Consider the following 22,664-nt stretch of genomic DNA (forward strand, 5'->3'; position numbering starts at 1 on the left):
CCGTCCCCCGGCGCGAAAACCAGTCGCGTGCCCGGCGCGCGGGTGGCTAGGCTCACCCGCTTTGACGGAGTGTCGGACGACACCGGAGCCGGCCGGAGGGAAGGCGGTGCCGTGGGGCTGTACTGGACCGTCCTGACCGGCAGCTTCCGCCGCTACGCCACCTACCGGGTGGCCACCGCCGCCGGGGTGTTCACCAACACCGTCTTCGGCTTCGTCCTGGCGTTCACCTACGTGGCCCTGTGGGACGAACGTCCCCGCCTCGGCGGCTACGACATGTCCGAGGCCCTGGCGTACGTCTGGCTCGGGCAGGCCCTGCTCGCCGCCTCCTCCCTGATGGGCGGCGGCTTCGAGGACGAGCTGATCCAGCGCATCAGGACCGGCGACATCGTCGTCGACCTCTACCGGCCCGCCGACCTCCAGCTGTGGTGGTTCTCGGCCAACCTGGGGCGCGCCGCCTTCCAACTGGTCGGCCGGGGGGCCGTCCCGATGGCGGTCGGCGCGCTCGCCTTCGACCTGGCCCTGCCCGAACACCCGCTGACCTGGCTCGCCTTCCTCGTGTCGGTGCTGCTGGGCGTCGTGGTGAGCTTCGCGGTCTGGTACCTGGTCGCGCTCTCCGTGTTCTGGCTGCTCGACGGGGCGGGGGTGGTGCAGGTGGCGTGGCTGACCGGGGTGTTCTTCTCCGGGATGCTGCTGCCGCTGACCCTCTTCCCCGGCGCGCTCGGGGAGGTCGCCCGGGCGCTGCCCTGGGCGTCGATGCTCCAGGTCCCGGCCGACGTGTTCCTGGAGAAGCGGACCGGCCGGGCGCTGCTGGAGGCGTACGGCTTCCAGGCGGGCTGGGCCCTGGCGCTGCTGGCCGCGGGCCGCGCGCTCCAGGCGGTCGCGACCCGCCGGGTGGTGGTGCAGGGTGGCTGAGACCCGTCGCCCGGACCGTCCCGGCGCCGCGGGACGGCCGCCGCGCCCCGGAGCCGGGACGGCCTGGAGGGCGGATTCCGGCGGGCGGGCGGCGGTGGCCGCGGAGGGGCTGCGCGCGTACGGGCTGATCGCCGTCATGTGGATCCGCTCCACGATGGCGTACCGCTTCTCCTTCGCGATGACGCTGCTGACCAACCTGCTGGTGAACTTCTTCGACTTCGTGGTGATCCTGCTGATGTTCGGCCACGTGCGGGGGCTCGGCGGGTTCGCCTTCGGCGAGGTGGCGTTCCTGTACGGGACGACGAGCACCGCCTTCGGGCTGGCCGACCTGGCGATGGGTCAGGTGGGGAAGGTGGGGCGGCGGGTGCGGGACGGCACGCTCGACACGTTCCTGGTGCGCCCGGCGCCCGTCCTGGCGCAGGTGGCCGCCGACCGGTTCGCGCTGCGGCGACTCGGCCGGCTGACGCAGGGGCTGCTGGTGCTGGTGTGGTCGCTGGCGGTGCTGGAGGGGGTCGAGTGGACGGTGCCGAAGGCGGCGATGGTGCCGCTGATGGTCGTGACGGGCGCCCTGATCTTCGGGTCGCTGATGACGGCCGGGGCGGCGTTCCAGTTCTGGGCGCAGGACGGCGCGGAGGTCACCAACTCCTTCACGTACGGCGGGAACACCCTCCTCCAGTACCCGCCGACCGTCTTCGCGGGGGAGTTGGTGCGCGGTGTCGTGTACGTCGTGCCGCTGGCGTTCGTCAACTGGGTGCCCGCGTTGTACGTGCTGGGCCGCGGGGCGCCGGCCGGGCTGCCGCCGTGGGCGGCCTTCGCCTCCCCGCTGGTCGCCGCGGGGTGCGTGGCGCTGGCGGGGCTGGCGTGGCGCGCGGGGATCCGTTCGTACCGGAGCACGGGGAGCTGACGCATGACCGCAGAGCCGGACTTCATCGACCTCGACGGCGTCGAGAAGGTCTTCGACGTGCGCCGCAGGGTGGGGCTGCTGCGCCGGGAGAGGCGCCAGGTGCGGGCCGTGGACGGGCTGAGCTTCCGCGTGGCGCGCGGCGAGATGGTCGGCTACATCGGCCCGAACGGCGCCGGCAAGTCCACCACCGTCAAGATGCTCACCGGCATCCTCACCCCGAGCGGCGGCCGGCTGCGCGTCGCCGGCATCGACCCCGCGCGGGAGCGGACCCGCCTGGCCCGCCGCATCGGCGTCGTCTTCGGCCAGCGGACGACGCTCTGGTGGGACCTGCCGCTGCGCGACTCGTACCGGCTGGTGCACCGCATGTACCGCGTCCCCGACGCGCGCTTCCGGGAGAACCTCGACCGGTGCGTCGAACTCCTCGACCTGGCCGCCCTGCTGGAGGTGCCCGTCCGCCAGCTCTCCCTCGGCCAGCGGATGCGCGGCGACATCGCGGCGGCGCTGCTCCACGACCCGGACGTGCTGTACCTCGACGAGCCCACGATCGGCCTCGACGTCGTGTCGAAGACGAAGGTCCGCGCGTTCCTGCGGGACCTCAACGCCGAGCGGGGCACGACGGTCCTGCTCACCACGCACGACCTCACCGACATCGAGCAGCTCTGCAAGCGCGTGATGGTCATCGACCACGGGCGGCTCGTGTACGACGGCACGCTGGGCGGGCTGCGCGAGGCGGGCGCGGGGACGCGGACGCTCGTCGTCGACCTGGAACGGGAGGTGCCGCCGATCGAGGTGGCCGGCGCCCGCGTGGTACGGGTCGAGGGGGCCCGGCAGTGGCTGGCGTTCCCCGCGTCCGCGTCGGCGGCGCCGCTGGTCGCGCAGGTCGCCGGGGCGTACCCGCTGGTCGACCTGTCCGTGCGGGAACCGGACATCGAGGCGGTCATCGCGAGGATGTACGCCGAACGGCGGCCGGACCGGGCCGGGCACACGACGCGCCCGGAAGCTCCGAAAGGGTGAGAAACCCCCCGGGCACCGGGAAAAACAACCGTTCCAGGAACTAGCGGCCCCCTTCGGGAGTACCTGGAATAGGACAAGCGGCGGTGCCGGCCCACAGCGCCCCGGAAGGGGAGCGGGCCCGGCCACAGAGGGCGGAGCGCATGACCGGAAAGGGCACGGAGGCGACGCGGACGGCGGGCGCCGGCGGCTTCTCGTACACGGCGGAGGACGAGGAGAAGCGCCGCGGGGTGCGCCGGATGAAGGCCGCGGCGACGGCGCTGCTGCTCCTGGTGGCGGTGGTCTACGCGCTCGCGACCTGGGCGGAGTCCTCCGGCGTGACCGGCTGGCCCGGCTACGTGGCGGCGGCGGCCGAGGCGGGCATGGTGGGCGCGCTGGCCGACTGGTTCGCGGTCACGGCGCTGTTCCGCCGCCCCATGGGCCTGCCCATTCCGCACACGGCGATCATCCCGACGAAGAAGGACCAGTTGGGCGAGTCGCTGGGCACGTTCGTCGGGGAGAACTTCCTCTCGGCGGACGTCGTGCGGACCCGGCTGCACGCCCTGGACGTCGCGGGCCGCCTCGGCGCCTGGCTGGCCGAGCCCGCGCACGCCGACCGGGTCACGGCGGAGCTGTCCACGGCGCTGCGCGGTGCCCTGACCGTCCTGCGGGACGCCGACGTCCAGGCCGTCGTCGGCGAGGCGATCACCCGGCGGGCGGAGGCGGCGGAGATCGCGCCCGGCATCGGCAAGACCCTCGACCGGATCGTCGCCGACGGGGCGCACCACCGGGCGGTCGACCTGGTCTGCGTCCGCGCCCACGACTGGCTGGTCACGCACGGCGACTCGGTGATGGACGCCGTGCAGGGCGGCGCCCCGGGGTGGACGCCGCGGTTCGTGGACCGGAAGGTGGGGGAGCGGGTCTACAAGGAGCTGCTGCGGTTCGTCACCGAGATGCGCGACATGCCGGGGCACCCGGCGCGCGGCGCGATCGACCGGTTCCTCGGGGACTTCGCGACGGACCTCCAGGCGGACACGGAGACGCGGGCGCGCGTGGAGCGCCTGAAGTCGGACCTGGTGGCGCGGCCGGAGGTGCAGGACATCATCGCGTCGGCGTGGGGGTCCGTACGCGCGATGATCATGTCGGCGGCGGAGGACGAGCAGAGCGAGCTGCGGCTGCGGGCACGGGCGTCCCTGCTCTCCCTGGGCGCCCGGCTGTCGTCGGACGCGCAGCTCCAGCGGAAGGTCGAGGGCTGGCTGGAGGACGCGGCGGCGTACGTGGTGACGACGTACCGGACGGAGATCACCTCGCTGATCACCGACACGGTGGCGAGCTGGGACGCGGACCAGACGTCCCGCAAGATCGAGGCGCACATCGGCCGCGACCTGCAGTTCATCCGCATCAACGGCACGGTGGTGGGCGCACTGGCGGGCCTGCTGATCTACACGGTCTCCCACTCCCTGGGCGGATGACCGACCCCGCCCGGCCGGCGGCCGGGGACGCCCGCCCCGCGCGTACGCACACGGGCGCGCGGCCCCCGGAGGGCCCGGCCCAGCCGCCCCGGGCGGATCCGGGGCCGGAAGCCCCGGGGCGGGGCCCAGGCGGGCCCTGGATCCGGGACCGGCAGTCCCGGGGAAGGAGGCCCCCCGGACGGGTCCTGGGGGACAAGCCCAGCGGCCCCGGGAACGGGCCGGGACCAGTGGCCCCTGGGGCCGGGGCCCAGGCGGTTCCGAGACCGGGCCCGGGCGGTGCCGGACCGGGCTCGGTGATCCCGGGGGCGGGGCTCAGCGGCTCTGGCGGGTGACCGCCCAGGAGACCAGGGCCATGCCGCCCGCGACGGAGAACACCGCTGGCCAGGGGCCGACCTTCTTCGCCAGCGGGTGCGACCCGGCGAACGCGGCGACGTACGCGGCGCTCAGCCCGGCCGCCGCGGCGCCGCCGCTGCTCCGCTGCCACTCCCGCGCGGCCACCGCCCCGGCGGCGGCCAGCGCCACCCCTCCGAGCGGTCGCTTCTTCGTCCACCGGGCGACGCCGTATCCCCCGACAAGCCCACTCGCGGCGACGACCGCAGCCGGAACCCTGGCCATGCGAAAACCCTCCTGCCACATCAACGACACCCCCGAGGCTAACCCGCCCCGCCCCCACCACCCGGACGCCCTCCCGGCTGTCCTCGTGGTGTTCAAGGTTCTCACTCCGTCGAACTGCAGCCGCTGGGTGGTTCCGCACGTCGACGCCCGGTACGTAAGGATGTGAACCGTCGTGCGGAACGTCCGGAGCACTGCTTCCGAGCGAACTTCGGGGCACCTCGGGAAGGATCGTGCACGCGATCCGTCCACCACGTGGGGATTCACCACCCGAGGGCCTGTGCACGGTGCGGGCCCGGCCTTCGAACCGACCAACCCCGGACATCGGCCGCCCGGCACACCCCACCGCCCCGCACGTTCCGCTGATCGTCCGGATCGGTCGAGGGCGGCCGGAACACGGGGACCACCTCGTCCGACTGCCGAACACCGCGCCGTCCGGAGTTACGACGCCTGCCCTTCCAGAACCTTCGTCCCGTACCACGACCACGTGGAGGTGCACTTCGGGAAAAGGGCACCCGGGTACGGGTTCGAAGTCGTGGTTTCAGAGTGTCGCCACGTAACTGCGCAGCTCGTCGTAGTCGCGAATGCGACGTTGATCACACATGCGTCGGAAGTTGTCACGGATCCTGATGCGGTCCTTACGAGGCGCGCCCCGGCGGGTAGTGGCACGACCGTACTCCTCGACGGCTGCGGTGAGCGCAGGCAGATGAAGGTGGTAGACGCAGTCCACATCGCCCGAGCCGCCGCCCAGCAGTGCGAGCATCGAGGGTCTGGGCTCCATGGTCACGGACGCGAAATGCGGCATGCGGCCCCGTCGCAGAGCGGCCATTTTCGCCCCCTGGCTCCGACAGTCCTGGGCCCGGTCGGTACGCAGGGTCCACTTGAGGGAGAGGCCTGTGACAAGGTGCTGCAAGTGGACCTCGGGCATGCGTGGGTTCGGCATGCGCCGTGAGACAATAATGTCCAACTCGAGGACCGACTCCTACCCCAGGATGTCGAGGAGCTCCCGCCGCCTGGTCTCGGCCGCCCGAACCTCGGATTCGATGCGCCCCAAGTGGACACCGAGTTCGTCCATGAGTGTCGGGTCGACGGGGGAGTGCTGCGAGAATCGGCGCAGATCGGCCACGGCGCGCTCCACCTCGACGGCCATGTCGCCGCGCAGTTCCTCCGTGGCGCGGAGATGTGAGAACTGCTCGAAGCACGTGAACGGCTTCTCGGTGTGGACCTCGAGGTCCGGAGCTTCGAGGGAAAGTGTTTTCGCGAGGTCCTCCGCGAGGAGTCCTGCCATCGTGTTCCCCACGCCGTCGCTCGCCACTGCGTCCCGGGATATTCCCATGGCGTCGAAGAAGAGCCGGCCGAGTTCCACGGAGCCGGTGTCGTTCTTGTCCGATGTGTTGGGGCGTCCGTCGCGGTAGCCGCAGAGATGTGGGAGGAACGGTGCCGGCACAGAGGCTCCTGCTGTGTTTCGGGGCGGTCGGGGCGGAAGCAGCCCGGGATCCTAGCCCGCCCGCTCGTTCCTCGCCCTGATCACCGCCTCGGCGACGTCCCGGGGGTCCTCGTGCTCCCAGAAGCGGAGAACTGTCCAACCCGCGGCGCGCAGGTGATCCGTTGTCTCGCGGTCGCGTGCGATGTTCCTGTCGAGCTTGGTGCGCCACCAGGCGGCATTGCTCTTGGGACGAGTCGCGTGGGTCGGACATCCGTGCCAGAAACAGCCGTCCATGAAGACTGCGATCTTCACCCTTCCGAAGACGACGTCGATCGTTCGGCGGGGCATGCCGGGAACGGGTACATGAACGCGATAGCGGAGACCGGCGGCATGGAGCAGCTTGCGGACCGCGATTTCCTGTCCCGTGTCCCGTGAGGACTGGCGGCTCATGCGGGCCGAGACGCTCGGCGAAGACGGAACTGCTGCGTGCACATGACCATTGTGCCAGCCGCCCGAGAACCGATGCGGGGTCGGCGCACGAGATCGTCGCCCCCCTGCCGGAGGTGCGCTCCGGAACGGTGTTCGTCTCCGGGCGCACCACTCCGCCATCCGCGGGGACACGACCTCGAACGGTCCGGCCGCAGCCCCGTCCGTCCCCTGCCTACAGCCGCGCCCCGCCGTGGCAGTCCGCGTACGGGGTGCCCGAGCCGCACCAGCAGGGGGCGGTGCGGGGCGGGGGCCAGGGGAGGGCACGGCCCCGGGCGGCGAGGGTCGTGGCGTACTGGGGGAGGAGCGCCGCCTGGGACGGGGACGCGCCCTCGGAGGCGGCGAACGCCTCGTACGACGGGACCGTGCCCTGCACGACGCCCAGGTTCGGGGTGCCCGCCGCGGCCAACTCGCGCAGGGACGCCTCCAGGTCGGTGAGGTGCGCCTCGTGCGTCGGGTACTCGGCCTCCAGCTCCGGATAGGCCGCCAGCAGCTCGGCCAGCTCCTCGCGCGGCCACAGCAGGACGGCGACCGGGAACGGGCGGGACAGGGCCGTGCGGTACGAGCCGAGCTCGCTGCGCAGGCGGGTGATCTCCGCCTGGAGCTCCGCCGGGTCCGACGAACCCAGCGCCCACGTCCGCTTCGGGTCGTGCAGCTCGTCCAGCGGGACCGTGCCCGTGTGCAGCCGGTCCGCCAGGACGTCCCAGTCGTCGTGCTCCCGCGCCAACAGGCGCCGCACCCGGTGGCGCGAGGTGAGCAGCGACTGCGCCGCGTACGGCACCTCCTGCTCGTGCGGCAGCGGCACCAGCGCCCGTGCCGCCGCCGTCAGGGTCTCCTCCGCCGCCTCCAGCTCGTCGTGGGCCTCCAGCGCCTCCCCGGCGATCTCCCACGCCGCCGCGTCGGTCGGCGTCGTCGCCCGCAGGCCGTCGATGATGGCGCGGGCCTCCGCCTCGTGGCCGTACTCCCACAGGTTCGCCGCCTTCAGCGCCCGCACCAGGTGCGGGTTCTCCGGCTCGGGGGGCGTGGACAGCAGCGTGTCGTACAGCGTCGTCGCCCGGGCGCGGTCGCCGGCCAGCTCCAGGTGCGCGGCGGCCCGCAGGAACAGCGGCTCCCGGTCCCCCGGGTACTGCTCCGCGGTGCGCAGCAGGCGCTCGGCTTCGTTGGTGTGGTCAGCAGGCGTGTCGAGGCGCATGGTCACCACCGTACTGCTGTGCGCCCCGCCTCCGGCGGGGTTGGGGGCGACCTGTCGGATGCGCGGGGGCGCCGGACGCCCATTGGGTGAACTCCTGTACGGTGGCGGGCAGAACAGCCGTGTGTACGGGGAGGGAGGCGGCGTGTACGGGACGTTCCTGCGCCTGCTGCTGCCGCTCCTCCTCGCCGTCGTCCTCCTGGCGGACGGCCCCTCCCTCTCCGCCGTGGCCCTCGCCGCCGCCGCGCTCGTCGCCTGCGCCGTCGTCAGCGCCCTCAGCGTCCCGTCCGTGCCGCCCACGCGGGTGCGCACCGCCCTGCGCGACCGGGACCGGCGCACCGCGTTCCTGCCGCAGCGCGACCCCGACGCCTCGGGGCGCCGGCGCCCGAGGGCGCCCGGCCGCCGCCTCCCGGCGGCGGTCGCGGTCGCGGTCTCCTGATCCACGGGACCTCCCGGTCCACGAGGTCTCCTGGTCTACAGGGTCTCCCGGTCCACGGGGTTTCCTGATCCAGGGGATCTCCTGGTCCACAGGGCCTCCTGGCCCATGGGCGAGGTTCCCCCGCGCGTCCCGTCCCGCCCGCTCCGCCGCCACGCCGTGCGTTCCTCACTCCGGCCTGGCCGTCGGTACGACGGCACGACGACTCAGGGGTTCCCCTTGTCTGCCCTGTCTGCATTCGTGGCTTTCTTCACGTGGCTCTCCGGGATCGTCCCGGCCCCCGCCGCGATCGTCCTGCTCACCCTCCTCGTCCGCACCGCACTCCTCCCGCTCGCCGTCGCCGCCGCGCGCGGCCAACGGGCCCGCGCCCGGCTCGCGCCGCAGGTCGCGGCGTTGCGGAAGAAGTACGCCAAGGACCCGGACCGCCTCCAGCGGGCCGTGCTCGACCTCCACGCGCGCGAGCGGGTGTCGCCGCTCGCCGGGTGCCTGCCGGGCCTCCTCCAGGTGCCGGTCTTCTTCCTGCTGTACCACCTCTTCTCCCGCGACGAGCTGTCCGGCCACTCCCTGCTGGGCGCGCCCCTGGGCGGCCGGTGGGCGGACGCCCTGGCGCAGGGCGGCGTCCTGGGACGGCCCGGGCTGGTGTACCTGGCGCTGTTCGCGCTGGTGGCCGCCGTCGCCACGTACACGTACCGCGCCACCCGGGCACAGATGGGCGCGGTGCCGGCGGACCCGGCCGTGCCGGGGATGGGGCAGGTGCTCCGGTTCGTGCCGCTGCTGTCGTTCGCGACGCTCGTGACCGTCGCCGTCGTCCCGCTGGCGGCAGCGCTGTACGTGGTGACCAGCACCACCTGGAGCGCGGGCGAGCGGGCCGTACTGCACCGGCCGGACCGCGGGGGCGCCGGTGGCGGGGCCCCGGGCGGGGCCGGGCACGGGGCCGGGCGGCGGTCCAGTACGTGAACACGGGCTTGCGGGGTGATCCGATGTCTTGGAGGATCGACCAATCCTGACGATGGCCGCACCCCATCGGCCGGGGCCACCTCGACCACCAGGGAGAGAGACCATGAAGCTGTTGCGCGTCGGACCGGCGGGCGCCGAGCGCCCCGCCCTGCTCGACCAGGACGGCATCCTGCGCGACCTGTCGGCCCTCGTCGAGGACGTCGACGCGGCCCTGCTCTCCGACGGGGCCGCGCTGGACCGCCTCCGGGCGGCGGCCGGGGCCGGCGTCCTGCCCCCGCTGGACGCGACGGGGCTGCGGATCGGCCCGCCGGTCGCCCGGGTCGGCAAGGTCGTGTGCATCGGGCTGAACTACCACGACCACGCGCGCGAGACGGGCGCCGAACCGCCCGCCGAGCCGGTCGTCTTCCTGAAGGCGGCCGACACGGTCGTCGGGCCGTACGACACGGTGCTCGTCCCGCGCGGCAGCCGCAAGACGGACTGGGAGGTCGAGCTGGCCGTGGTCATCGGACGTACGGCCCGCTACCTGGACTCCGCGGAGGAGGCCCTGGCCCACGTCGCCGGGTACGCGGTCGCGCACGACGTGTCGGAGCGGGAGTTCCAGATCGAGCGCGGCGGCACCTGGGACAAGGGCAAGAACTGCGAGACGTTCAACCCCCTCGGCCCCTGGCTCGTCACCGCCGACGAGGTGCCCGACCCGCAGGACCTGCGGCTGCGCCTGTGGGTCAACGGCGAGCTGAAGCAGGACGGCAGCACGGCCGACCAGATCTTCCCGGTCGGGGAGGTCGTCCGGTACGTCAGCCAGTTCATGACGCTCCACCCGGGCGACGTCATCAACACCGGTACGCCCGCCGGCGTCGCCATGGGCCGGCCGGAACCGAAGCCGTACCTGCGGGCGGGGGACGTGGTGGAGCTGGAGATCGACGGCCTGGGCCGCCAGCGACAGGAGCTGAAGGACGCCTGACGGGCGGGACCGGGCGGCCCTTGCGGGGCGCCCGCCCGGTCCACCGATCGGTCCGGGCGGTCCGACCGGTCCGGGCGACCTGGTCGGTCCGTCGGGCACGCATGTCGGGTCCGCTCGGTTCGCCGGTCCGGTCCGCTCGGTCCTTCTGCCCGGCCCGCCGGTCCTGCTCGGCTGGGCGCGGGCGCATCGGGCCCGCCGCCCAGGGCCGCCCGCCGTCACCTCGGCGCGACCGTCACGCCAGCTCGACCGTCACGCCCTCGCGCGCCGAGCGCCGCGCCGCCTCCAGCACGTCGAGCGCCGCCGCGGCCTGCTCGGCGGTGACCGGCGGGGCCGTGCCCCCGCGCAGGGCGGACGCGACCGCCGCGTAGTACGCCGGGTAGTCGCCCGGCAGCGACGGCACCGGCCGTCCGCCGCCCGTCACCGGCGACTCGCCCGCGCCGATCCGCCCCCACAGGGCCTCCGGCTCCACGCCCCACGGCTCCCCGGCGGCCGGCCGGGCGCCCTCGCGCAGCGCCGCCTCCTGCGGGTCGAGCCCGTACTTCACGAAACCGCCCCGCTCGCCCAGCACCCGGAAGCGCGGGCCGAGCTGGGCCGCCGTCGCGCTGACGTACAGGTGCGAACGCACCCCGCCCGCGTGGGTGACCGCGAGGAACGTGTCGTCGTCCGCCTCGGCGCCGGGCCGCCGCACGTCCACCTCGGCGTACACCCGCACCGCCGGGCCGAACAGCACCAGCGCCTGGTCCACGACGTGGCTGCCCAGGTCGTACAGCAGCCCTCCGATCTCCTCCGGGGCGCCCGACTCCCGCCAGCCGCCCTTCGGCAGCGGTCGCCACCTCTCGAACCGGGACTCGAAGCGCCGCACGCCGCCCAGCTCGCCGCTCTCCAGGACGGCGCGCAGGGTGAGGAAGTCGCTGTCCCAGCGGCGGTTCTGGAAGACGGAGAGCAGCAGGCCCTTCTCCGCCGCCAGCGCCCCCAGGGCCCGCGCCTCGGCCGCCGTACCGGCGACGGGCTTGTCGACGACGACCGGCAGGCCGGCCTCCAGCGCGGCCGTCGCGAACGGCACGTGGGTCTTGTTCGGGGACGCGACGACGACCAGGTCCAGCTCGTCCGCCCGCGCCCACAGCTCGTCCGGCGACGCGGCCAGGCGCACGTCCGGGAACTCGGCGCGGGCCTGTCGGCGGCGCTCCTCGTTCGCGGTGACGACCGTGTCGAGCACCATGCCCCCGGTCGCGGCGATCAGGGGGGCGTGGAAGACGGAACCGGCCAGGCCGTAACCGACGAGGCCGACGCGCAGGGGAGGAGGAGTGCTCATGCCGCTACTTAAGCAACGCTGTTGCGTTACCGCAAGCCGGGCCCCACAATGCGGGCGTGAACCTCTCCGGCCTGCGCAGCCACAACACCGCCCGCGTCCTCGGCCTGCTCCGCGCGGCCGGCGGGGACGGGGTGAGCCGGCTGGAGGTCGCCGAGCGGACCGGACTCACCCCGCAGGCCGTCAGCAAGATCACCGCCCGGCTGCGGGAGGAGGGCCTCGCCGCCGAGGCCGGGCGCGGCCCGTCGACGGGCGGCAAGCCCCGCACGCTGCTGCGCCTCGTCCCGGACGCCGCCCACGCGGTGGGCCTGCACCTGGACCGGGACCGGCTGACCGCCGTCCTGGTCGACCTGGCGGGCGTGACCGTCGCGGCGCGCACCGGCGCCCTCGATCTGGGCGCCGGGCCCGGGGACGTCCTGGCGGCGGCGGCCGGCGAGGTGGCCGCGCTGCGCGGCAAGGGCACGCTCATGGGTGTCGGCGTGGCCATGCCGGGGCCGCTCGACCACACCGCCGGGGTGCCGCACCGGGTGACGGGCTTCCCCGCGTGGGACGGCTTCCCGCTGCGCGACGCCCTGCGCGACGTCCTGGCCCGGCGGCTGGGAGCGGCGCTGCCCGTGGCGCTCGACAAGGACACCAACGCGGCGGCGCTGGCCCTGGCGCTGCGGGAGCCGGGTGCGGGGTCGTTCGCGTACGTCCACGTCGGTACGGGGCTGGGCGCCGGCCTCGTCCTGGGCGGCGCGCTGCACCGGGGCGCGCGGACGGGCGCGGGCGAGTTCGGGCACCAGACGGTGCGGCTGGACGGCGCCGTGTGCGGGTGCGGCGGCCGGGGCTGCCTGGAGGCCCTGTGCCTGGCCGCCGCCGCCCGCGGCGACCTGGACGAGGCGGCCCGCGTCCTGGGCGTCGGCGCCGCGAACCTGGCGGGGCTGCTGGACATCGACCGGGTCCTGCTGGGCGGCCGGGTCGTGGCGGCGGCGCCGGAGCCGTTCGTACGGGGCGTGGCCGCCGCGCTCGCGGAACGCGCCCGCCGCACGGGCGGGCCCGCGGTCCCCGCCGCCCTGGCCCCCGGCACCCCGCACCTGATCGCCGAGGGCGCGGCCCAACTGGTCCTGGCCCCGGTCTTCGGCGTCTGACCCGCCGGGGCGTCTGACCCGCCGGGGCGCCGGGGCGGTGGGGCGGTGGGGTGCCGGGGCGGTGGGGTCCTGGGCCGGTCGGACGCCGGGTCGGTGGGGTCCCGGGGCGGCCGGGTGCCGGGTCGGTGGCGTGGCGGACCGATCAGGTCCCGGGGCGGTGGGGTCCTGGGCCGGTCGGACGCCGGGTCGGTGGGGACCCGGGGCGGTGGGGTGTTGAGCCGGCCTGGCGCCGGGCCGATCAGGTGCCGGCCGGCGGAGGGCGCGACCCGGCGGGGCGCTGACCCGGCCGGGTGCCGGGCCGGTGGGGTCTGGGCCGATCGGGCGCATTCCGCCGTACCGGCGGGGGAGGGCGCCCCGTCGGTGGAAGACCTCCGGGGACGACCGTCCGGTGAGCAGCGAAGGCAGTCCCCATGCGCGTGCGTACCGCCCTGGCCGCCTCGGCGGCGCTGGCCGTCCTCGCGATCCCGGCGCCCGCCCCGTTCCCGGCCCCGGCCGCCCACGCCGGTCCGCGCGCCGACGTGGCGGTCGCCGGCCGCGAGCCGAACTGCGGTGACCCCAAGGCCGCGGTCTTCCCGCTCCGCACCCGCATCACCGGCGGCCCCGCGGCGTACGAGCCGGGCGCGGCGCCCCGCACCTGGTACGTCGAGCTGACGAACACCACCCGGCGGCCGTGCCACAACATCCATCCGGTGATCGTCCTCACCGACGCGTCGGGCCGGCTCACCCCGGCGGGGGTCCGCATGGCGTTCTCCACCGCGGCCGGTGGCGGCCCGCGCCCGGTGCGCGTCGAGCACACCGACCACCGCGAGATCGTCGGCGTCCTCGACGACGACACCGACCGCGCCTTCGCCGGGTTCACGGTCCCGCCGTCCGGCACGGTCCGCGTCCCGGTGCACCTCGCCTTCGCGGCCGGCGCCCATCCGGACGAGGTGACGGCCACCGCGGCGGTGGTGCAGCGCCGGGGCGACGACGGCGACTGGGTCGGCACGTCCCCGCCGTACCGCTTCGCCCTCACCGGACCCGAACCGTCTCGGACCGCCCCTCCGGGGGAGCTGGCCGGTACGGGCCGCCGCGCCACCTCCCACCTCCTCCCGCTGGCCGCGACGGCCGCCGCGTGCCTCGTCCTCGGTGCGGCGGCCGTCCACCTGTCCCGCACCCGCATCCGCCCCCGGTCCCGCCGCCGCTGACGCACCCGGAACGGCCGTGGCACCGCCGCGGTCCGGCGCCCACCCGGGCGGGGTGCTCGCCCCGGACGGGGGAAGCCCGCCCGAGCCCGGGGCGCCGCCGTACGGACCGTCCGAGTCGTCCGGTGCCCCCCCAGCACCCGGTGCCCCCGTCCGCTCCGAGGGACCGAGCACGGGCGGGTGCCGAAGTGCTACGCGGCCGGGGCGCGGGTCGCGCTGCTCGCCGAGGGGCCCGGGGACCGCGGGAGGCCGGGACGCCGCTCGTCGGCCCCCGCCCGCGCCACCCCTGCCGCCCCGGTCGTCCCGTGGCGCCGCGGCCCGGTCCCCGAACGCGTCCGGAGCCTCTGCCGCGGGGACCGCTCCGGCCTCGCCCCCCCGCCTCGGGCGGCCCCACCCCGGCTGACGCCCGGTCATATCGGGAGGAGACAACTGGTCCAGACCAGTTTTGGTCGCTCGTTCACCGGCCCGTCGCCCCGCCGACCCGGTCGGGACATCCGTCGGCACGACCGTTTCCGGCGTGAGAGCCACGGGAACCGAGAGGGCCGCCATCGGGGCGGTGCGCGACTTCGGCGGCGGGCAGGGACCGACCAGGGAGCGCCTGAACAAGCCCCGGGCGGACGAGGTCGAACTCCTCGCCGCCGCCTACGACGCCCACGACGCCCATGCCGTCGCGCTCGACCGGCCCACGAAGGGCACGGAGGTCTTCGAGCCGGAGCGGGCGGACACCGGGAAGAGCCCCGCGTCGCACATCGGGGCGCGGAAGACGGCCACCGGAAGCTGAGGCCCACCGGCGGTCCACCGTACGGACCCGGCCCAGCGCCACACCACCACCCCGCCCGCGTGCTCGCCCGTACGACACCCCGCGCCCGCCCGCCCGTACGCCGCACGACCCGCGCCCGCCCGTACGCCGCACAACGCCCAGGCCACGCCGTCCACCGCCACCACGACCCGCACCACCGCACCACCCGCGCCGCCCCGCCCGCACCGTCCCACCAAGACCCGCGCCCACCCGCGCGCCGCACCGCCGCCGACCGCCGCCGACCCGCGCACGCACCGCCGCGCCACCCGCGCCCACCCGCTCGTCGCATCACCGCCCACCCGCGCCCCGCGCCCGCGCACCGCACCACCACCACCACCACCGAGCCGCGCCCGCGCACCGCCCCACCACCCCGCACCACCGCCCGGACCCACGGAGGACCCGCACATGCCGACCGCCGGCATACCCCGCCGCACCGTGCTCGCCGCCACCGCGACCACCGCGGCCCTCGCCGCCACCGGAACCGCCGCCGCCCACGCCGCCACCGCCGCCGCACCCGTGCTCCCGCCCGGCGCCAGCCGGGACAAGGTGCTCGTCGTCGGCATGGACGGTCTGCGCCACGACCTCATCGACGCGGCGAACGCCCCCCACCTGAAGGCGATGCGCGCGGCCGGCACGTTCGGCACGTCCCTGCTGTACGCCGCTCCCATGGCCGCCACGTCCTCCGGCCCCGGCTGGTCGACGGTCTCCACGGGCGTCTGGCCCGACAAGCACGGAGTCAGGGACAACACGTTCACGGGCCGCGACTACGCCCGCTACCCCGGCTTCCTCGCCCGCCTCCACCAGGTGCGGCCCGAGCTGTCCCTGTTCGCCGCCGTCGACTGGAAGCCGCTCGACACGTACGGCACGGTCACCGCGGGCGCCGACGCCAAACTGGTCCTGGACGGCGACCGCGACGGCTACGTCGCCCACGACGAGACCATCACCGCCACCACTGTCTCCGTCCTGCGCGACCAGGACCCGGACGTGCTCTTCGTCTACCTGGGCAACACCGACGTCGTCGCCCACGCGTCCGGCACGGGCCGGCGCTACCTCGACGCCATCGCCGTGCAGGACGCCCAGTTGGGGCGGATGCTCGCCGCGATCGAGGCCCGCCCCACCCGCGCCGCCGAGCGGTGGACGGTCCTCGTCTGCACCGACCACGGCCACGTCGACGCCGGCGGCCACGGCGGCAGTTCGATCGCCGAGCGGTCCACGTTCGTCCTCGCCACCGGCCCGGGCATCGCCGCCGGGGCCCGCCCGCACGACACGCGCCTCGTCGACGTCGCCGCGACCGTCTTCCACCAGCTCGGCATCGTCCCCGACCCGGCGTGGGGCCTGGACGGCCGGCCGATCCAGGAGCGGTCCACCGACCCGTTCGACTCCCTGTACGGCACGCTCTCCGGCCGCGTCGACGAGACCGGCGTCCCCCAGGGCGTACTCGGCTTCACCCACACCCCGCCCACCGGCTGGTCCGTCGTCAACAACGCCATGGGAACGGGCGGGATCACCGAGTGGCGCGGCTGGTCGTTCTCCACGGACGACTTCTGGTCCCGCACCCAGCGCGACCAGTGGCGCGAGCTGAACGTCCGCGCCCGCGGCGTCTTCGCCGTCGCCGACTCCGACGAGTGGGCCGACGCGGCCGGCTCGGGCCGCTTCGAGTCGACGCTGGTCACCCCCGCGTACGGCGTCGCCGGTAAGACGAAGGTGACGCTGGACTTCACCACGCACTACCGGCAGGAGACCGGCCAGACCGCGCAGGTCCTCGCCTCGTTCAACGGCGGCACCCCGGCCGTCGTCCGCGCCTACGCCTCCGACGTGGTCGCCCAGCCGCAGTCGCTGACCGTGGACGTGCCCGCCGGGGCCTCCACGGTCCACTTCCGCTTCCACTACACCGGCTCGAACAACTGGTACTGGGTGGTCGACGGGGTCAAGATCCGCACATCGTGATTACCCTGGGGGCGCCGCCACAGCGCTGTCGCGGCGCCCCCAGCACGCACCACGCGGTATCTGTACGGCAGGAGTCCCGCCCCATGGCAGAGCGCAAGCCGATCGAATCCTGGCTGACCGACATGGACGGCGTCCTCATCCACGAGGGCGTACCGATCCCCGGCGCCGACGCTTTCATCAGGAAGCTGCGGGACAACGAGAGGCCCTTCCTCGTCCTCACCAACAACTCCATCTACACGGCCCGCGACCTGCACGCCCGGCTGTACCGCATGGGCCTGGACGTGCCGGTGGAGAACATCTGGACGTCGGCGCTCGCCACGGCCCGGTTCCTCGACGACCAGCGGCCCGGCGGCACCGCGTACGTCATCGGCGAGGCGGGGCTGACGACGGCGCTGCACGACATCGGGTACGTCCTCACCGACCACGACCCGGACTACGTGGTCCTCGGCGAGACCCGCACGTACAGCTTCGAGGCCCTCACCAAGGCGATCCGTCTGATCAACGCCGGTGCCCGCTTCATCTGCACCAACCCGGACGAGACCGGCCCGTCCACCGAGGGCCCGCTCCCGGCGACCGGCTCGGTCGCCGCGCTGATCACCAAGGCGACCGGCCGCGACCCGTACTTCGCGGGCAAGCCGAACCCGCTGATGATGCGGACCGGGCTCAACGCGATCGGCGCCCACTCCGAGACCAGCGCCATGATCGGTGACCGGATGGACACGGACGTGCTGGCCGGCCTGGAGGCCGGGATGGAGACGTTCCTCGTCCTCACCGGGCTCACCACGCCGGCGGACGTGGACCGCTACCCGTTCCGCCCGTCGTCGGTGGTCGACTCCATCGCTGATCTGGTCGATCGGATCTGACCGGCCGAGAGCCGAGGTCGCGGGCCGTCTACCGCCCGGTAGGGGCCGGTGGGGGCGGCCGCTGCGGATGCGGGGAGCGCCGGCCCGGGTGAATCTTCCTCTACGAGGAGGTTCACGATGCGTCCAGGTGTGGTTGCCGTACGTGCCGCGGCGGTGGCGGTCGTCCTCGTGCTCGTCCCGGCGGCCGGCCCCGCCCCGGTGGGCGACCCGCCGGGGGCGCGGGTCACCGCCGTGGTCGTCCCGGCGGTCGCGGCGCCCGGCGGTGACGTGGAGGTCCGCGTCGAGGGCTGCGCGGGGCCGGGCGGGACGGTCCGGTCCGAGGTGTTCGTCGCCGACGCGGAGCTGTCCGGGCGCACCGGCGGCGCGGGCGGCGACCTGCGCGGCGGCACGACCGTCCGGTCGGGCACGGCGGCCGGCACGTACCCGCTGAGCGTCGTCTGCGACGGCCGCGACCACCGCGACGCCGGCCGTGTCCGCGTCGATCCGGCGCCGCAGCCCGGCCCGCACGCCCCCACCAGGGCCGGCGGGGGGAGCACCGCCGCGCCGATCGCGGACGCGCCGAGCGTCGCCGAGCAGGGGCCGGGCACCCGGCACACCGTGATCGGCCTGGTCCTCGCCACGGCCGCCGCCGTCGCCGTCGCGGTGCGCTCCGCGCGTCGCCGCCGCCGCGGACCGGACGCGGACTGACCGGACCCCGCCCCGCCCTACCTCGCCTTGTCCCGCCCTGCCTCGCCCCGCCTCGCCCTGTCCGGCGCCGGCCGGATGTCCACCGGCCCGACCTGACGGCCGTCCGCCGAGCCGGGGCGCCCCTGCCGCCGGACCCCGGGAACGACCGAGGCCCCCTCACCTGAGTGAGGGGGCCTCGATTGCGCGTGCGCCGCCAGGGACTCGAACCCCGGACCCGCTGATTAAGAGTCAGCTGCTCTAACCAACTGAGCTAGCGGCGCCTGCTGACCTGGATAACTCTACCCGACGCCGGAGGGTGCTCCCGACCACCCGGCCACCCGGTCGACCGCCCCGGCCGAGAATTTCCCGCCCCGCTGCGCCTGTCGGATGGTCATTTTTCCGCTTTTGACGGTCAAAATGCGGTATGCACGGAGAGATCTCGTCGAACGTCGAGGGGAACCGCATGCCCGTTCCGGTCTTCGAGGAGTACGAGCCGGCCGCCGACTGTCCCTGCCCCGGCTGTGCCCGGCGACGGCGGGAGCTCGCGCTCCGCCGGGCCGTGCGGGAGGGCGGGCACCCCGCCGCGCACGGCGCCCGGCGCGCCCTCGTCCTGTTCACCGCGGCGGGCGTCGTGCTGGGCGGCGCACCCGCCGCGGGCGGTGCCGCCCACCCCGCGGGACCGCTCCACCCCCCCGGCCCGGCCGGGCGCGCCACGGGCGGGCCCGGCACGGACACCCCCCAGGGCGGGACGACCGGACTGCACGGCCGCCCCCTGGCCGGCCCGGCGGCCGGCTCCCTCGCGGTGCCGCTGCCCGCGATCACCCGCACCGAGATCATCAACCGGGCCAAGCGCTGGGTCACCGCGAAGGTCCCGTACTCAATGGAGAAGTACTGGACGGACGGCTACCGCCAGGACTGTTCCGGCTACGTCTCCATGGCGTGGAAGCTGCCCGCCAACGAGTGGACCGGCAGCCTGCACCGCTACGGCGTGAAGATCGCCCGGGCGGACCTCCAGCCGGGCGACATCCTGCTGTTCCACAACCCCGCCGACCCCACCAAGGGCTCCCACGTCACGATCTTCGGCGGCTGGACGGACCCCCGGCGCACCCACTACGTCGCCTACGAGCAGACGAAGCCGCACACCCGCCGGCAGGCGACGCCGCTGGCGTACTGGACGAACTCCGACAAGTACGTGGCGTACCGCTACCTCGGCGTCACCGCGGACGGCACGACCACGGACGGCGCCCCGCCGTCGACGGCCTTCCCGGGCGCCCGGTACTTCGGTCCGGGCGCGGTCAACGCGTACGTCACCCGCCTGGGCCGGATGCTCGCCGAGCGCGGCGGCGCCCGGTTCTACGAGCGGGGGCCGGGCCCCCGGTGGTCGGAGGCGGACCGCAGGGCGACGGCGGCGTTCCAGCGGGCGCAGGGCTGGCGCCACACCGAGGCGGACGGACTGCCGGGGCCGCACACGTGGCGCCTGCTCACCACCGGCAGGGGCCGGGACATCCCGCCGGCCGCGGGCCAGGAGCCGCCCCCGTACCCGGGGCGGGCCCACTTCCGGCCCGGCCAGTCGAACAAGCACGTCGAGACGCTGGGCCGGCAGCTGGTGAGGCGCGGCTACGGCAAGCACTACCGCACCGGGCCGGACCCCCTGTGGAGCGAGGCGGACCGGCGCAACGTCCAGGACTTCCAGCGCGCCCAGGGCTGGCGCGGCGGCGCGGCCAACGGTTACCCGGGCCCGGAGACATGGAGGCGGCTCTTCCGATGACCGAGCACCACACCCGCAGGACGTCCCCACCTCCGGTGGAGGTCCCCAACCTGCTCCAGCCGACCCCGTCCGTCGTCATCGAGGGCCCCCGCGCGGAATCTCCGCCCCGGCCGCCGGTGGAGCGGCGCCGGCAGGGAACGGCCCCCGCACCGGGGCATCCGGCCCCCGCCCCGCACCCGGAGGCGCCGCGCTCCGGGCAGGCCGCCGGACCGGCCGCGGCGGCACCCCCGAGGACGGAACCGGAGTCCGGAACACCGGCCCCCGCCCGACCCGGCCCGGCCCCCGCCCCGCACGGCCCGGCTTCGGCATCCGCGCCGGGTGGGTCCGCGCCGCAGTCACCGATGAACGGCACTGCCGCGCCCCCCGACCGGCGACCGCCCACCACCGACCACCCCGCTCCCGCGGCCCGGCCCGGCTCGACGGCGGGCGAGGGGGCGGACGGAGACGGCCGTGCCCCCGCCACCCCGGCGGACCCCGCGCGTACGGGCGGTTCCGGAGCGGCTCCGGTGACCGGCACGGTTCCGGCGAGTCCCGCGCATGCGGACGGCTCCGGCACGGCTCCGGTGACCGGTGCGGCTCCGGTGGGCCCCGCGCGTACGGGCGGTTCCGGTGCGGCTCCGGTGACCGGCACGGTTCCGGCGAGTCCCGCGCATGCGGACGGCTCCGGTACGGCTTCGGTGACCGGTGCGGCTCCCGTGGGTGCCGAGCACCGCGCCACGGCCACCGCCACCGCCGCTGTCGCGGAGGCCGGGTGCCCCGGAGGCCCCGGGGCCTCCGGGGCGGTGCGCACGGGCGAACCGGCGGGTGGCGGCGCGGCGGCTCCGGGCGGCCCCACCGAGGCGGCGCGCCCCGCCGGGCCGGGCCCGGCCGGAGCACCCCGGGCAGCCGGGCCGGTGGGTTCGGACGGGGTGGCCGCCACCGAGGCGGCGCGCCCCGCCGGGTCGGTTCCCGCGGGGTCCGTGGGCCTGGACGGGGGTGTCGCCTCCGGGGGCCCGGCTTCCGGTGGACGGGTGACGGGCCCGGCCGGGCCGGGCGTCGACCGGCCGGTGCCCCCGGACGGCACCGTCGCCGATGGCCACGACGGGCCGGACCCCGCCGGTTCTGCGTCCTTCCGTACGTCGGCCACCGGGACGGCCGGGGCCGCCCCCGGTGGCACGCCTGCCGCAGTGGACGGACCGGTCCTCGCCGAGGAGGTGCGCCCGGGTGGGGCCGTCCCCGGCACGGGCGACCCGACCGTCCCCGCCGGGTCGGGTGGCACCTTCGGCCCCCCCGCCCCGCGTGCCGACGGACCCGCCGCCGTCCGGACGGGCGGCCCCGGCGAAGCGGGCGCGGCCGGATCGGCATCCCCCGCAGGGTCGGCGTCCTCCGTAGGGATGGCGTCCTCCGCAGGGACGGCACCCCCCGCAGAAGCGGTGTCCTCCGCAGGGTCGGCGCCCTCCGTGGGAGTGGTGCCGCGGACCGCTCACGTCGGGGCCGTCCGTCCGGCGGGTGCCGGCGGGGGCCGTACGGGTAGGGCCGGGGCGCCGGCCCGCCCCGCCGCGCGGTCCGCGGCCGGGGCGGCGGTCGGCGGTGCCTCCGCCGGTTCCCGCCGCGCCCGTGGCGGGGTTCTCGCCGCCCGGCCGGGGAGCGCGCCGGTCGGCGGTGCCGCCGATGCGCGGGTCCCGGAGGCCGGTACGCGGACGAAGGGGCCCCGGCGGGGGCGGCACGCCGGGGTGCGGCGGGGGTCGGCCCAGGCCGACGGGGGGCTCGTCGAACGGGACGGGGTCGCCCTGCCCGGGTGGGTGGGGCTGGCCGCCGGGGCCCTGGCCCTCGTCGGGTGCGGTGCCGTCGCCTGGTGGTCGGGGGCCCTGCCCGAGGACGCGGGCCGGCTGCTGGGTCTCCCGTACCGACCGCACCGGGGACTCGCCCTCGGCACCGGCGCGCTGCTGGTGGCCGGTGGGCTGCTGGCGCTGTTCGCGTTCGGCGGGCTGGTGCGCGGCAAGGTCGGGTACGCCTCCGTCCTCACCCTGTTCGGCGACTACCGGGGCACGGTGCGCCGCACCGGCCTGCTGTGGGTGAGCCCCCTGCTGCTGCGCCACCGCCTCGACGTGCGCCTCCGCCACTGGCGCAGCGAACCGCTCCCCGCCGTCGACGCGAACGGCACGGCCCTGCGCGTCGTCGTGCTGGTGGTGTGGCGGGTCCGCGACACGGTCCGCGCGGCGCTCGCCGTCGCCGACCACGAGCGGTACCTGCGCGAACAGGTCGAGGCGGCCCTCGCCCGCGTACTGTCCCGGCTGCCCGCCGACGCGTTCCACGGCGCCTCCCCGACGCTGCGGGACACCGACGCGGTCGGGGAGGCGATGACGCGGATGGTGGCCGCCGAGTGCGCCCCGGTCGGCATCGAGGTCTTCTCGGCGCAGCCGACCCGCATCGAGTACGCCCCGGAGATCGCGGCCGCGATGCGCCGCCGCCGGATCGCGGCGATCGACGCCCAGCACCGCGACGCGGTCCTCGGCTCGGTCGTGGACGCCGTGGAGGACATGGTGCGCCGGCTCACCGAGCGGGGCCTGGTCGACCTGGACGACTACGAACGCAAGGACCTCGTGAAGGACCTGGCCGTGGCGTTCTACACGGGACACGCCCTGCCGGCCGGCGCGGAGAGGGGCGCCTGACC

General features: G+C 75.6%; 21 protein-coding genes and 1 tRNA gene. 15 read left to right on the plus strand and 7 right to left on the minus strand.

The features are described 5' to 3' along the window. Positions 1-111: 111 nt before the first annotated feature. The 4 genes from AC07D6_RS00125 (at position 112) to AC07D6_RS00140 (ending at position 4,278) form a co-directional block, all read left to right on the plus strand. Entirely contained in the window at positions 112-912 is an 801-nt protein-coding gene (locus AC07D6_RS00125) for an ABC transporter permease (protein WP_315876253.1), read from the plus strand. Further along, the gene (locus tag AC07D6_RS00130; RefSeq protein WP_391652805.1) at positions 905-1,816 is read left to right on the plus strand and encodes an ABC transporter permease; all 912 of its coding nucleotides are present in this window, start codon (positions 905-907) and stop codon (positions 1,814-1,816) included. Before AC07D6_RS00125 ends, AC07D6_RS00130 begins: the two co-directional genes overlap by 8 nt. 3 nt (positions 1,817-1,819) lie before the next feature. Continuing rightward, positions 1,820-2,830: an ABC transporter ATP-binding protein gene (locus AC07D6_RS00135; RefSeq protein WP_315876252.1), complete on the plus strand. Its 1,011-nt coding sequence runs from the start codon at positions 1,820-1,822 to the stop codon at positions 2,828-2,830. Positions 2,831-2,970: 140 nt separating this feature from the next. Then, positions 2,971-4,278 (plus strand): DUF445 domain-containing protein, encoded by a 1,308-nt coding sequence (locus AC07D6_RS00140; RefSeq protein WP_479040772.1) that lies wholly within the window; start codon positions 2,971-2,973, stop codon positions 4,276-4,278. 312 nt (positions 4,279-4,590) lie between these two features. On the opposite strand, the gene AC07D6_RS00145 is transcribed toward AC07D6_RS00140, so the two are convergent. The 5 genes from AC07D6_RS00145 to AC07D6_RS00165 all read right to left on the minus strand — a co-directional run bounded on the left by AC07D6_RS00145 (position 4,591) and on the right by AC07D6_RS00165 (position 7,994). Next, the gene (locus AC07D6_RS00145; RefSeq protein WP_479040774.1) at positions 4,591-4,893 is read right to left on the minus strand and encodes a hypothetical protein; all 303 of its coding nucleotides are present in this window, start codon (positions 4,891-4,893) and stop codon (positions 4,591-4,593) included. A gap of 538 nt (positions 4,894-5,431) precedes the next feature. Further along, a complete protein-coding gene (locus tag AC07D6_RS00150) occupies positions 5,432-5,833 on the minus strand; it encodes an NgoMIV family type II restriction endonuclease (protein WP_479041520.1) in 402 nt (133 codons plus the stop codon). Between the two features lie 39 nt (positions 5,834-5,872). Further along, a complete protein-coding gene (locus AC07D6_RS00155) occupies positions 5,873-6,337 on the minus strand; it encodes a hypothetical protein (RefSeq protein WP_479040776.1) in 465 nt (154 codons plus the stop codon). A gap of 51 nt (positions 6,338-6,388) precedes the next feature. After that, positions 6,389-6,766 carry a very short patch repair endonuclease gene (locus AC07D6_RS00160; protein WP_479040778.1) on the minus strand — a complete coding sequence of 126 codons (378 nt, stop codon included), beginning with the start codon at positions 6,764-6,766 and terminating at the stop codon, positions 6,389-6,391. 211 nt (positions 6,767-6,977) lie between these two features. Beyond that, positions 6,978-7,994 (minus strand): SEC-C metal-binding domain-containing protein, encoded by a 1,017-nt coding sequence (locus AC07D6_RS00165; protein WP_315876248.1) that lies wholly within the window; start codon positions 7,992-7,994, stop codon positions 6,978-6,980. A gap of 142 nt (positions 7,995-8,136) precedes the next feature. Here AC07D6_RS00165 and AC07D6_RS00170 point away from each other — a divergent pair, with 142 nt between their 5' ends. The 3 genes from AC07D6_RS00170 (at position 8,137) to AC07D6_RS00180 (ending at position 10,345) form a co-directional block, all read left to right on the plus strand. After that, the gene (locus AC07D6_RS00170; protein ID WP_315876247.1) at positions 8,137-8,430 is read left to right on the plus strand and encodes a DUF6412 domain-containing protein; all 294 of its coding nucleotides are present in this window, start codon (positions 8,137-8,139) and stop codon (positions 8,428-8,430) included. 225 nt (positions 8,431-8,655) lie between these two features. Beyond that, entirely contained in the window at positions 8,656-9,384 is a 729-nt protein-coding gene (locus tag AC07D6_RS00175; RefSeq protein WP_479041522.1) for a YidC/Oxa1 family membrane protein insertase, read from the plus strand. 103 nt (positions 9,385-9,487) lie between these two features. Continuing rightward, positions 9,488-10,345 (plus strand): fumarylacetoacetate hydrolase family protein, encoded by an 858-nt coding sequence (locus AC07D6_RS00180; RefSeq protein WP_315876245.1) that lies wholly within the window; start codon positions 9,488-9,490, stop codon positions 10,343-10,345. A gap of 232 nt (positions 10,346-10,577) precedes the next feature. On the opposite strand, the gene AC07D6_RS00185 is transcribed toward AC07D6_RS00180, so the two are convergent. Beyond that, positions 10,578-11,657, minus strand: a complete 1,080-nt coding sequence (locus AC07D6_RS00185) for a Gfo/Idh/MocA family oxidoreductase (RefSeq protein WP_479040780.1) — start codon at positions 11,655-11,657, stop codon at positions 10,578-10,580. A 56-nt stretch (positions 11,658-11,713) separates the two neighbouring features. On the opposite strand from AC07D6_RS00185, the gene AC07D6_RS00190 reads away from it, so the two are divergent. The 6 genes from AC07D6_RS00190 (at position 11,714) to AC07D6_RS00215 (ending at position 18,264) form a co-directional block, all read left to right on the plus strand. Continuing rightward, positions 11,714-12,784, plus strand: a complete 1,071-nt coding sequence (locus tag AC07D6_RS00190; RefSeq protein WP_479040782.1) for an ROK family protein — start codon at positions 11,714-11,716, stop codon at positions 12,782-12,784. Positions 12,785-13,194: 410 nt separating this feature from the next. Continuing rightward, positions 13,195-13,971, plus strand: a complete 777-nt coding sequence (locus tag AC07D6_RS00195; protein ID WP_315876241.1) for a hypothetical protein — start codon at positions 13,195-13,197, stop codon at positions 13,969-13,971. A 514-nt stretch (positions 13,972-14,485) separates the two neighbouring features. Then, on the plus strand, positions 14,486-14,749 hold the full coding sequence (locus AC07D6_RS00200; protein ID WP_479040784.1) for a hypothetical protein: 264 nt from the start codon (positions 14,486-14,488) through the stop codon (positions 14,747-14,749). A gap of 423 nt (positions 14,750-15,172) precedes the next feature. Beyond that, positions 15,173-16,714, plus strand: a complete 1,542-nt coding sequence (locus AC07D6_RS00205) for an alkaline phosphatase family protein (RefSeq protein ID WP_479040786.1) — start codon at positions 15,173-15,175, stop codon at positions 16,712-16,714. Between the two features lie 83 nt (positions 16,715-16,797). After that, the gene (locus AC07D6_RS00210; RefSeq protein ID WP_315876238.1) at positions 16,798-17,577 is read left to right on the plus strand and encodes an HAD-IIA family hydrolase; all 780 of its coding nucleotides are present in this window, start codon (positions 16,798-16,800) and stop codon (positions 17,575-17,577) included. 117 nt (positions 17,578-17,694) lie between these two features. Further along, positions 17,695-18,264 (plus strand): hypothetical protein, encoded by a 570-nt coding sequence (locus tag AC07D6_RS00215; protein WP_479040788.1) that lies wholly within the window; start codon positions 17,695-17,697, stop codon positions 18,262-18,264. Between the two features lie 186 nt (positions 18,265-18,450). Here the strand turns inward: AC07D6_RS00215 and AC07D6_RS00220 are convergent. Next, a tRNA-Lys gene (locus tag AC07D6_RS00220) sits at positions 18,451-18,524 on the minus strand. Between the two features lie 182 nt (positions 18,525-18,706). Between AC07D6_RS00220 and AC07D6_RS00225 the strand changes: the two genes are divergently transcribed. Together AC07D6_RS00225 and AC07D6_RS00230 are read left to right on the plus strand one after the other, a co-directional pair. Continuing rightward, positions 18,707-20,011 carry a peptidoglycan-binding protein gene (locus AC07D6_RS00225; protein WP_479041524.1) on the plus strand — a complete coding sequence of 435 codons (1,305 nt, stop codon included), beginning with the start codon at positions 18,707-18,709 and terminating at the stop codon, positions 20,009-20,011. Positions 20,012-21,723: 1,712 nt separating this feature from the next. Continuing rightward, complete coding sequence (locus AC07D6_RS00230) at positions 21,724-22,662, plus strand: SPFH domain-containing protein (protein WP_479040790.1); 939 nt, start codon at positions 21,724-21,726, stop codon at positions 22,660-22,662. Positions 22,663-22,664 lie beyond the last annotated feature (2 nt).

Source organism: Streptomyces sp. NPDC045287, from assembly GCF_056432325.1.